Here is a 927-nt window from a genome sequence, read left to right as displayed (position 1 = left end):
TAAAGAAGTGGTTCATCAAGCGGGAGCCTGGTTGCTTAACTTTAATAAATATCCAAGTTTGTGGCTATTGCCGGCATTAGGTGTCATTCTGCCACTATTTACCTTATTATTGTCACGTTTTTCGCAAAATGCTTGGGCTTTTGTACTATCCTCTCTCACTATCGTTTGTGTTATTTTGACCGCCGGGGTTGCCATGTTTCCCTTTATTATGCCGTCAAGTACTGAGCCGAATGCCAGTTTGACCTTGTGGGATGCCACCTCAAGTTTATTAACTTTACGGCTGATGACCTTGGTTGCGTTAATTTTTGTCCCGATTATTTTGATTTATACCAGCTGGTGCTACTACAAAATGTTTGGCCGTATTGATAAAGATTTTATCGATAATCATTCGTCTTCTCTGTATTAGCCATCATTGCATAGGGAGTATAAAAAATGTGGTTTTTTGCTTGGATTTTGGGAACCTTATTGGCCTGCTGTTTTGGCATTATTGCGGCTCTGGCGTTGGAACAGAATGAAACCAATACTAAATAAATGCCGTCTAAGAGACTGTTCGAAATCTTCTTCGAAATTTTCAAAGCGGTAGCTTAAAAGGCGAAGGGGGATATAAGAGATTTCGAATAGCCTCTAAATTTATTGTTGTGGAGTCTATGCTGTGGCTGATATGAACGTCCTAGATTTATTTTTGAAATCGAGCCTGTTAGTGCAGTTGATCATACTGCTGTTAATCCTGTTTTCTATCGTTTCATGGGCGATAATTATTCACAAGACACGTCTTCTTAATGTGGCGCATCGTGATGCAGACGTTTTCGAAGATAAATTTTGGTCAGGTAAAGAATTGGCGCAGCTCTATCAGGAGAGCGATGCTCGTTATGACCGTATCGCCGGTTCAGAACAAATTTTTCATTCCGGTTTTAAAGCCTTTTCTCG

Annotated in this window: 2 protein-coding genes and 1 pseudogene; all 3 read left to right on the top strand. The window is 40.2% G+C overall.

Going from position 1 to position 927, the window contains the following annotated elements; genetic code table 11:
• On the top strand, nt 1–406 hold a 406-nt coding region (cydB, locus tag REG_RS10565; protein ID WP_039909059.1), incomplete at its 5' end, for a cytochrome d ubiquinol oxidase subunit II.
• Between the two features lie 26 nt (nt 407–432).
• Nucleotides 433–531, top strand: coding sequence for a cytochrome bd-I oxidase subunit CydX (cydX, locus tag REG_RS11620; RefSeq protein WP_006705639.1), 99 nt, complete (start codon nt 433–435; stop codon nt 529–531).
• Nucleotides 532–652: 121 nt separating this feature from the next.
• Nucleotides 653–927: pseudogene (locus REG_RS10560) on the top strand (Tol-Pal system subunit TolQ); the annotation flags it as partial.

Source organism: Candidatus Regiella insecticola LSR1 (assembly GCF_000143625.1).
Taxonomy (GTDB): Bacteria; Pseudomonadota; Gammaproteobacteria; order Enterobacterales; family Enterobacteriaceae; genus Regiella; species Regiella insecticola.
Note: the sequence above shows the minus strand (reverse complement) of the source record. Positions and strands in the feature narration are given on the sequence as shown.

Coding starts and splice junctions, on each gene's coding strand:
- cydX (WP_006705639.1), top strand. CDS start 433: ATGTGGTTTTTTGCTTGGATTTTGGGAACCTTATTGGCCTGCTGTTTT.